The sequence below is a fragment of the Proteus columbae genome, assembly GCF_002777965.1.
Classification (GTDB): Bacteria; Pseudomonadota; Gammaproteobacteria; order Enterobacterales; family Enterobacteriaceae; genus Proteus; species Proteus columbae.
The window spans coordinates 46,055-56,795 of record NZ_NGVR01000016.1 but is presented as its reverse complement, the minus strand read 5'-3'; the positions used below and the strand labels follow the sequence as shown (position 1 = coordinate 56,795).

The 10,741-nt window shown below is 36.8% G+C and carries 11 protein-coding genes; all 11 read left to right on the top strand.

The features are described from left to right. The first annotated feature begins 176 nt into the window (after positions 1-176). The gene (locus tag CBE70_RS06730) at positions 177-716 is read left to right on the top strand and encodes a fimbrial protein (protein WP_100158737.1); all 540 of its coding nucleotides are present in this window, start codon (positions 177-179) and stop codon (positions 714-716) included. Between the two features lie 95 nt (positions 717-811). Beyond that, entirely contained in the window at positions 812-1,360 is a 549-nt protein-coding gene (locus CBE70_RS06725; protein ID WP_157925997.1) for a fimbrial protein, read from the top strand. A 21-nt stretch (positions 1,361-1,381) separates the two neighbouring features. Continuing rightward, complete coding sequence (locus CBE70_RS06720) at positions 1,382-3,997, top strand: outer membrane usher protein (RefSeq protein ID WP_100158735.1); 2,616 nt, start codon at positions 1,382-1,384, stop codon at positions 3,995-3,997. A gap of 56 nt (positions 3,998-4,053) precedes the next feature. Beyond that, entirely contained in the window at positions 4,054-4,812 is a 759-nt protein-coding gene (locus CBE70_RS06715) for a fimbria/pilus periplasmic chaperone (protein ID WP_100158734.1), read from the top strand. Positions 4,813-4,825: 13 nt separating this feature from the next. Further along, entirely contained in the window at positions 4,826-5,371 is a 546-nt protein-coding gene (locus tag CBE70_RS06710; protein ID WP_100158733.1) for a fimbrial protein, read from the top strand. 11 nt (positions 5,372-5,382) lie between these two features. Beyond that, entirely contained in the window at positions 5,383-5,868 is a 486-nt protein-coding gene (locus tag CBE70_RS06705; protein ID WP_100158732.1) for a fimbrial protein, read from the top strand. A 10-nt stretch (positions 5,869-5,878) separates the two neighbouring features. Continuing rightward, on the top strand, positions 5,879-6,427 hold the full coding sequence (locus tag CBE70_RS06700; RefSeq protein WP_100158731.1) for a fimbrial protein: 549 nt from the start codon (positions 5,879-5,881) through the stop codon (positions 6,425-6,427). Positions 6,428-6,448: 21 nt separating this feature from the next. Continuing rightward, positions 6,449-7,276, top strand: coding sequence for an MrpH family fimbial adhesin (locus CBE70_RS06695; protein ID WP_100158730.1), 828 nt, complete (start codon positions 6,449-6,451; stop codon positions 7,274-7,276). Between the two features lie 21 nt (positions 7,277-7,297). Further along, complete coding sequence (locus CBE70_RS06690) at positions 7,298-7,618, top strand: helix-turn-helix domain-containing protein (protein ID WP_100158729.1); 321 nt, start codon at positions 7,298-7,300, stop codon at positions 7,616-7,618. A 1,938-nt stretch (positions 7,619-9,556) separates the two neighbouring features. After that, positions 9,557-10,084, top strand: coding sequence for a fimbrial protein (locus tag CBE70_RS06685; protein ID WP_100158728.1), 528 nt, complete (start codon positions 9,557-9,559; stop codon positions 10,082-10,084). Between the two features lie 87 nt (positions 10,085-10,171). Further along, the gene (locus CBE70_RS06680) at positions 10,172-10,732 is read left to right on the top strand and encodes a fimbrial protein (protein ID WP_100158727.1); all 561 of its coding nucleotides are present in this window, start codon (positions 10,172-10,174) and stop codon (positions 10,730-10,732) included. Positions 10,733-10,741 lie beyond the last annotated feature (9 nt).

Sequence of the window (10,741 nt, the reverse complement as noted above, 5' to 3'; positions counted from 1 at the left end):
AAACAATTTGGTGTATTTTGTTTTGTTTCTAACGATATTTAAATTCGTCTAGGACGGGCACTGATATACCAAAATTCAAAAACTCAATAAATGAGTCATTCAATTAGGAATTATTCATTCCTAGTGAATTTATTATTTTTAATGTCTTCGTCCTTTATATTTTAGGAAACAAAAAGATGAAATTAAATAAATTAGCGTTAGTTCTTGGCTTAGGTTTATCTGTTGCTGCAGGTTCTGCATTTGCTGCTGATCCAGTAAAAGATCAAGGTCATGGTACAGTTAAATTTGTTGGTTCAATTATTGATGCTCCTTGTTCTATTCATCCTGATTCAGAAAATCAAACTGTTCCATTAGGTCAAGTTTCTACTGCTGCATTAAAAGATGGTGGCCGTAGTAATTCTCGTGATTTTAAAATTACTTTAGAGAATTGCACAACAGAAACTTATAAAACAGTTAAAACCACCTTCACGGGTTCAGAAGATGCAAGCATCTTAGCGGGTTCTTTAGGTATTGAAGGTATCGCTAAAAATGCTGCTGTTGTTATCACCGATGCAGGTGGTAAACAAATCAAATTAGGTGAAGCAACTGCTGCTCAAAACTTACGTGACGGTAATAACGACTTGAACTTTGCTGCTTACTTACAAGGTTCTTCTGCAGCAGCCGCTGTTCCTGGTGACTTCACGGCAATCGCAACTTTCGCACTGACTTATCAGTAAGAAAAAATAAGTTCTGTACAAGGATGTACAGAGCTTTATTTCCTGTGTCTATTTTTAACGATTTTTTTCTTACGGAGAAAAATATGAATCGCAAGATGACACCACTATGGCTATGCCTTATTGCCAGCTTACTGATAACAGCAGCAGTAGCGAGTGATGTAAAACAAGATAAAAACATGCATCAGCGATTTGGGGTACTTAATCTTTCAGGCTCGATCTTAGAACCCTCTTGCACGATTGCAGCAGGAAGTGGTGAACAAGTTATTCCACTGACAACGGTTTCTATTCCAATGCTGGTGACTGAAGGGCAAGGACCTATTGAGTATTTTTCTATCAGATTAACGGAATGTACGCTAATTGAACAAAAAGGTCAGGAAGCGGACAACCCTCGTTTTATTGCAACGTTTGAAGGTCCCTCTAACGAGAATGGTAATTTTGCACTTTCTGGTGAAGCGAGAGGTGCGTCATTAGCGATAGCTGATCGTTATGGTAGGCGAGCCATTCCGGGTAAGCCATTGCCCCCTGTTGGTATTGACTCCAAATCCATGGCGTTACTTTACCAAGCGCGAATAGTCAAAAATAACGAAATACCAAAAGCTGGAAATTACCGAACAACGCTGCGATTTAAGCTGGAATACTATTAAATGGATCGGGTTGGATAACTTATGGTTAGAACATTCAAAACCGTTGGTTTAGGGACGGAAAAAAAGAAAAAACAACATACTATTCGGCCTGTTGCTGTACTGATCTATTTAATTCTTACTGGCGCTTCCAGTATTTCAAGTTCAGCTTTAGCAAATAGTGATATTGAATTTAATGCCGATATTTTGGATCTAAAAGATAAGCAAAATATCGACTTATCCGATTTCTCGCGCGCGGGTTATATTATGCCTGGGCGATATGAGTTTGTTGTTCGTGTGAATAATAATGAACTCCCTGACCTCTATAACATTAGCTATGTTGTACCCGCCAATGATCCTAAAGGTAGCGAGGCATGCTTGCCACCAGAATTGATCCATCAAATAGGACTCAAACCTGAATGGGTTGAAAAAGTTAAATATCAAGATAATGGAAGTTGTCTTGATATCTCTTCTATTCCCGGAATGACTGTGAATGCAAGTTTGGGAAGTGGCAACCTTATTCTTACTATTCCTCAAGCGTATCTTGAATATTCAGCGCCAAACTGGGATCCACCTTCTCGTTGGGATCACGGTATCTCTGGCGTGCTTTTTGACTATAACGTCAATGCTAATGTGACCGATCCCGCTAAAGGAAAACAGCGTCAACAAGTGACAGGCTTAGGAACAGTGGGAGCAAACCTTGGTGTTTGGCGTTTTCGTGCTGATTGGCAAGCAAGTTATCAGCATACAACAGGTATTCCCGATAGCACTGAAAATAGTTGGAAATGGAATCAGCTTTATCTTTATAGAGCAATCACGCAGTTAGGGGCTCGCCTTGTTATGGGGGAGACTTACTCACGTTCTGACATTTTCGATAACTTCCGTTTTACTGGGATTAACTTGTCTACAGATGACAATATGCTGCCACCTAATTTAAGAGGATATGCCCCTGAAGTAACGGGTGTGGCAAAAACGAATGCGAAAGTGACGATTAGCCAGCAAGGTCGCGTGATCTATGAAACGCAAGTTGCTCCAGGTCCGTTCCGTATTCAAGACATCAATGATGCAGTGAGTGGTAAATTAGATGTACGTGTTGAAGAGCAAGATGGATCTGTTCAAGAATTCCAAATGGATACAGCAAGTATTCCTTACTTAACACGCCCCGGACGAGTGCAATATAAATTATCTGCGGGTAAACCGTCGGATATGAACCGTAATACAGAAGGCCCTATTTTTGGTATGGGTGAATTCTCATGGGGGATCAGTAACGGTTGGTCACTTTATGGTGGTTCATTAGTATCGGGCGATTATAACTCAGTTTCTGCTGGTATTGGTCGTGACCTAATGGCGCTGGGGGCTATTTCTTTTGATGCGACACATTCTTGGGCAAAAATTCCAAGTGATAACAAACGTTATCACGGTGGCTCTTACCGCTTAAGTTACTCAAAACGTTTTGAACAAATCAATAGCCAAGTGACATTCGCAGGCTATCGATTCTCTGAACGTGACTTTATGAGTATGAACCAATACTTAGATCGTCGTTATCGTGGTGGTGAAGAAGATAACAATAAAGAGCTTTATACCATTATGTTTAGTAAGCAGTTCCCTGAGTGGGGATTAAGTGCCTACTTAAACTATAGTCATCAGACTTATTGGAATAAGCCTAATAATGATAACTATAACTTGTCATTAGCCAAAACGATGGATATTGGTCGCTTTAAAAATATCAACCTCAGTCTGTCGGCGTTTCGCAATAAATTTAATGGCACCAATGATAATGGCGTTTATATGAATGTCAGTATGCCTTGGAGTGATCGCGCAACCATTAGCTACAACACTGTGATTAATAAACACGGTAATTCACATAATGTCAGTTATTACGATCGTATTGATGACAATAGTAGCTACCGTGTTGGTGCTGGTTTAAGCAGTAACGGTAAACCATCCGCAGATGCTTATCTCATGCATTATGCTGATGCTGCATTGGTTACTGCTAGTGCGAGTCATATTAATGGTGAATACACATCAGCCACATTATCACTACAAGGTGGGGCGACATTAACACCAAAAGGTGGTGCATTACACCGTACAAGTCGTACTGGTAGTACTCGTTTACTTGTTGATACAGATGGTGTTTCAGATGTACCAGTGAAAAGTATTGGTGCTATTACGCGTACCAACGCTTTTGGTAAAGCTGTACTGCCTGATATCAATGATTATTACCGCAGTAGTGCCAGCATCGACCTTGATCAGATGCCAGATAACGCTGAAGCATTACGCTCAATTCAACAACTAACCCTAACAGAAGGCGCAATAGGCTACCGCCACTTTGATGTGGTATCGGGACAAAAAGCGATAGCTGTCATTCGATTACAAGATGGCACTTATCCTCCATTTGGTGCCAGTGTCACAACCGAGAAGGGGCGTGAGCTTGGTATTGTCAATGATGGTGGGAATGTCTATCTGACGGGAATTAACAGTGATGATGTATTGAGTGTTCGTTGGAATGGTCAAGAGCAGTGCAAAGTCCGTATTCCAACATTAGTTGAAGGATTATTTATGTCTTCATTATTACTGACTTGTAGTGATGGTGAAGCAACATCGTCAACAATCAATCAAAGAACAGAGCCCTTGCCTCAACCTAAACTGATTACGCAATAAGGTTAGGAAAGAAGGGAAAAGATAAAAATAATTTCAGACAAAAAGAGTAATTCAAAATGATGTTATCAAAGCGCTTATTCATTGTAACAACCACTTTATTGACTGGAATGGTCTTTACTAGTCAAGCCCTTGCTGCGATTGCTTTAGATAGAACGCGTGTCATTTTTAATGGTGCCGATAAATCTATTAGCTTAAATGTCAGCAATCAAAATAAAGAGTTGCCTTATTTGGCACAGGGCTGGATGGAAAATGAAAATGGAGAACGTATTGACAGCCCACTATTAGTTTTACCGCCTATTCAGCGTATTGAGCCGGGCGATAAAAGCCAAGTAAAAGTGCAGTCATTACCCGATATTGCCAAATTACCACAAGATAGAGAGAGCGTTTTCTATTTTAACTTGCGTGAAATTCCACCTCGTAGTGATAAACCCAACGTGTTGCAAATTGCATTACAAACGCGAATTAAGTTGTTTTATCGCCCAGCATCGATTTACGCCACACAAACGGATCTCACTCATCCTTGGCAGGAAAAAATCACCTTAATAAAGAAAGGTGATCGCTATGAAGTGAATAACCCGACACCTTATTACGTGACATTAGTGGATGGATTAACTGGATTACAAGGAAAAAGCCTTGATGGTTTTGAACCGATCATGATTGCGCCTAAAAGCACAGGAACGATAAATCTGCATACTTCGGCGTTTGGCGCATCACCTGTACTCAGTTACATCAATGATTACGGCGGACGTCCACAGATGAAATTCACCTGTAATGGCAATGAATGCAAAGTTACAGAAACATCAGCAGGAAACTAAATAGGTCTATTTTATGAAAATGGAACAGCGGTTTAGCCTAAGCAAAGCAGTGTTGATTCTTATTTTGGCAACGTTTACTGGAGGCCTAAGTTTTACTGCTGTTGCGAATTTACCCGCTAGAGCGGTGAAAGATGTTATTCCGGGAATTGTTTATATCAATATTTCAGGGAATGTTATTGCGCCACCGCCTTGCTTAATTAATGACGGCAAAATGATCGAAGTTAATTTTGGTGAGGTGATGAGCACACGTATTGATGGTGTTCGTTATAAAGAGCCTATTCATTACACCGCGACTTGCCAAAAAATGCCAACCAATGCCATGAAAGTTTATGTTACAGGCAGCGCAACTGGATTCGATTCAAATGCGCTACAAACAAATATTACGGGATTGGGGGTGCGTATTCTGTATCAGGGCAACTTATTAGATTTAGGTAAGGCGGTGAATTTTACCTATCCCAACTTACCTGAATTAGAAGCTATTCCGGTTCGTGATCAGAATGAAGCCTTAGTGGGTGGTGATTTTGTCGCAAGTGGCACACTGCATGTGGATTATCAGTAAGAGGTCAGAAGATGAATAAATTAAAGTACATGTGCCTGATTGCATTACTGAATTCTTATTCTGCCATCAGTGCAGACGCACCTAATATGAAATTATTTGGCACCTTATTAGTGCCACCTCCTTGTGTCATTAGTAACAACGAACTGATTGATGTCTATTTTGGACACAACGTGGGTATTCATAAAGTAGATGGCATTAACTATACCGAATCGGTGAATTATCGATTGGTTTGTGATCCAAATTTAAAAGGTTGGGATTTAGGGCTTTCTATTATTGGCCCTAAAACACAGTTTGATGAAGCTGCACTACAAACCAATATTCCAGATTTAGGCATTCATCTTACGCAAGATGGTAAACCTTTTAAATTAAACGAACGTATTGCGATATCACCCGATAATCCACCTGTGATCCAAGCGGTGCCCGTTAAAAGACCGGGTAGCACTTTGCCTGAAGGTGCATTTGAAGTTTCTGCAACACTGCTTGCTGAATACCAATAGGAGCGTATTGATGAATATAAAAAGATTATCGATCCCGTTCGTATTGGGTCTAGCCACATTTACAGGATTAACATCAACCGCTTTTTCAGCACCGGATAACATGCGTTTTCACGGAATATTAGTTGATGAGCCTTGCACCATAAAGCCCGGTGATGAAACCGTTGAGTTAGATTTTGGCAATATTCCTGATAAGAACCTTTATGCATATCAAAGAACACCCAGCAAATTGTTTCAAATACGCTTGTCTGAATGTGATTTAACGATTGGTAAAAGCGTCAAGATCACTTTCAAAGGTGATGAAAATCAAGCCATGGCAGGGCAAGGTTTTTTAGCGATTAGCCCAAGCAGCCAAGCGGCGGGTATTGCTGTTGGATTGGAATCTGAAAATGGAAATGCGCTACCTGTTAATAAAGAAACAGACAAAATGTCATTAAATGCGGATGACACGATTTTAAATTTTTATGCCTTTATTCAAGGGGAGCCGGATGCGATTGCTAACCAGTCCATTAAACGCGGCCCATTTAGTGCAATAGCCACATTCCATTTGAATTACGACTAATTACTCGGGTTGAGGTTTTATATGTTCATATTAAAGCGACTTCCGGCTTTATGTATTGCAATAGGGGGGTTGTTTTCGGCTCCTGCAATGGCATCCATCTTTTCTTATATTACAGAATCAACAGGAACACCATCTAATGCAGTCTATACCTATGTTATTCAGCGTTGGGATCTTGAAACATCGGGAGTATTAAACCCTTGTTATGGATGGTCTACTTGTTATGTAACTATCAATCACAAGCATGAGCTTGATGGCTCAGGGGGGAAAGCTAAGCAAATTATTGCAAGAATTGAGAAGTTGCGTACTTTAGCTGAAGTTAGAGAGGAAGTGCTAAGAAATGTCTCTTTACCACTAGAGGGAAAAGCCGAACACGTTGGGCCTGCTTTAGATTCTAATCAGGAATGTGTGGGATTATTTTATCAACCAAATTCAAGTGGATTATCACCCAGTGGACACTTACTTCCTGGTTCATTATGTGGTATCGCACCGCCCCCTGTTGGTGCCTGTAAAATAACGGAAGGAGCTGTAAACCTTAATTATGGTGATATTGATGAATATAGTTTAGAAGGTGCTCAGCGTTATCAGAATATCAATGTCACTTGTAATTTAGCGATGAAAGTCATGGTCATAGCATCAGGTTCAGATAGGGGGAGAGTACCTTTACGTTCAGACAACAGTTTATATGCGGATTTATTTCTTGATGATTATCCCGGTGAAACTGGCAGCATAATAAATGTTCCTGCTAACGGTTCTGTACCTGTAAAAGTGAGCTCTACTTTACATACCAATGGTCGCGTCGCACCGGGCTATTTCTCTGGTTCAGGTTCAATTATTTTAACGATGCCTTAATCGTGATAATGGGTGAATATTATGATGAATTACGATTTTACAGATATTGATGTTAATGCGTTAGTTGGAAAACGAATTCAGAAAAAGCGTAAAGAGTTAGGTTACACCGGTATGCAAATTGCTGAAAAAATTGGTGTAAGCCAACAGCAATTCTCTCGATATGAGCGCGGGATGAACAAGATAGATTTAAGTTATCTTGTTCTATTAGCCAACTATCTAAATACACCTATTTATTGGTTTTTTGAAGACTGTTTTATATCAAAATCGTCATCAGAAAATCAACGTACTGATAAACGAAGTAGCATCATTGCTGAAACAATGCCTGATGTATTTTTGTACTAATGCATATCGCTAAAGGATACTCAAACTTGGTGTTTTAAAGCGTATGCTTTTTCTTTGATTGATTACCAAATTGGTAAGGCAGGGGAAACCCTGCCCTTTTTTTATGCTAAAAAAAACTCATTGTGGGTAATCAAACTTGAGTTATTGATCGCACAATCAGTAAAAAAGGAAGAAGTAGGTAATCAATTTTTATTCTTTTATAAGAGATGAAAATCGGTCATAAATGTAAGTTTGTCATTTTATGATGATAATAATTATCTAAAACAGGCATTTCTCTTGAAAAGCTGTATCGGAATACTCTTAAAGCGAGTGTTTTACAAATATCGACTTTTATTAGGTTCAACATGTCTTTTTTTTATTACATCGTGAAAAAGATAAATAAAGCTAACTTAATTTATTGAATAAAGATATTCTAATAATGATATTCTTATTAAGATGTGATTAGTCCAATAATTAAATAATACTAATGTAATTCTATACTTTTATTTAAATTATTAACTCATTATCATTTAGTCTATAAAAGATAATTTCCAATATATATCTAAAAACTTACTTCTTTAAGTTAATTAACTATTCGAAAATAAGTTAAATCTATTCAGATAATATAAAACTATTCCTAATTTATCGTAAAGATAAAAAAACGCCAATATTCTTATTGAAAAAGATTTGATAATTAAAAAACAAGTAATAACGACTAATATTTATACGCACTATCCGAGTAATGTTAAATCGATATGTGTATGATGTAAATAAAATGTATTTTATTGTGTTTCTATTTGGATAAAAACATGTAGATCCAATGAAAGAGCAATAATATGAATAAGCTAATAATGAAATTAGTAGCAATACGTAAAATAGTCAATAATCCAGTAAATAAATAATTTAATTTTTTGAAGTAGAACTTAATAAATACATTAAAATTTTTACCCAAAAAAAGCGTAATTATTCTCAATCAAATGATTAAAAATCTAGGTTTTTTTGAGAAAAAAATAGTCATTACTCTAATTTCTTTTTTGAATTATCAGTTAGTTAACCCATGAGTATGTTCTTAATCAAAAAATGCAAATTGTAAAAAAACTCACTTTCTGACCTTAATTTCCTAAGTATAAACACTTAACTTCAAGTGTTAAATTTTTATCAAAACACTCTATTTTTGATTGTCTTTTTTATATAATTCATTGAAAATCAATTTGTTATACTTTTTATACTCTTTTTATGTTATTTATTGTAAATAATAGTAATTATAAATAATGTAACTATATATTTATTTATAAAATACAATAACTTACGTATATTCTTGGTTTTGTTCTTAATGTTTTAATCTATTTGAGATTATCATTAAATGATTAGATTGGTGTGGTTTCTACGCGGTAGTAAATAATGATAATAAATAAATTAACAAACTCAATATTTTGATCTATTTATAAATCAATGTGTTAAGGTTGATTTGTTATAATATGTAAAATTTTAGTTATTTGGGGTTAAAATAAATAAATAGGAAAATGTTATTTAATTTACTATTACTCCTATTCATAAAAAGACAGTTAGATCTTTTCACTTTAAATTTTGAAATAGTAGAATTTAAATCTTATTTCACTCTTTTTAAGAGTGAGTATTTGGTTTTAAATTCCATTTTAGCTATTTTAAAAAAGTAATATTTTGTATGAAAATGTAAAAAATACACCTAATATCAGTAAATTAATAAAAATAGATTTAATAAAATTTGAGTGGTTTGACTTAAATAAAACCAGAGAGAATAATACATCCAACTTGATACGCTTCCTTTATCTAATTTCATAATTAAATATGAATTTGGCTGGATGAACTTTATCAAAATATAGAAACTTTATTTAGTGTGTCATTCATTTAAGCAACTTGCTTATATTGAATTTTATTATTTTAAATATCTTCGTTCTTATATTTTCAGGAAACATAAAGATGAAATTAAATAAATTAGGTTTAGTTTTAGGTTTAGGCTTAACTGTTGCTGCTGGTTCTGCATTCGCTGCTGATCAAGGTCATGGTACTGTAGAATTTTGGGGTTCAATCATTGATGCTCCATGTTCAATCGATCCTAACTCAGGCGACCAACGTGTTCCACTAGGACAAGTTTCAGCAAATGCACTGAAAGATGGCGGCCGTAGTGTTTCTAATACTTTCAAAATTAAATTACTGCAATGCTCTACTGAAACTTATAAATCAGTTCAAACTACTTTCACTGGTGCTGAAGCAACAGCTATTCTGCCAGGTTCTTTAGGCATCGAAGGTTTAGCGAAAAATGCAGCAGTTGTTATTACTGATGCAGGTGGTACTCAAATTAAATTAGGTGAACCAACAAAAGCTCAAACTATTCGTGATGGTTCAAATGACCTGAACTTTGCTGCTTACCTACAAGGTTCTTCAACAGAAGCAGCTGTACCTGGTGACTTTACTGCAATCGCTACTTTCGCATTAACTTACCAATAATAGATGTCCTTTTAGGCCCTGTATAAGGACGTATAGGGCTTTATCTTTAGCTGTATTTTTATGGTTTATCTTATGGAGTAGAAAATAATGAATCGCAAGATGGTGCCACTATTATTACTTGCTACAACAGGACTATTTGTTAAGCCTGTAATGGCAGTGACCGATATAAAACAAGATGTAAAATCACATCAGCGATTCGGCATGGTTAGTCTACAAGGTTCTATATTAGAGCCAACATGCACTATCTCGGCAGGAAGTCGAGAGCAAGTTATCTCTTTGAGTACCGTGTCTATTCCAACCTTAGCTGTTGAAGGCCAAGGACCTATTGAATATTTCTCTATTCGATTGACAGAATGTTCCCTTGTTGACCAAAAAGGTACACAAGCTGAACGTCCTCGTTTTATTGCTACTTTTGAAGGCCCCGCACAGAACGGATTATTCCAACTTTTCGGCGACGCTAAAGGTGCTTCGTTAGCCATCGCTGACCGTTACGGAAGATTGGCAATACCAGGGAAGCCTTTACCTCCTGTGGATATCGATACCAAATCGTTGTCTTTGTTGTATCAAGCAAGGCTTGTTAAAAATAACGACATTCCACGAGCAGGTAATTATCAAGCAACCCTGCGTTTTAAACTCGAATATTATTAAATGGATTGG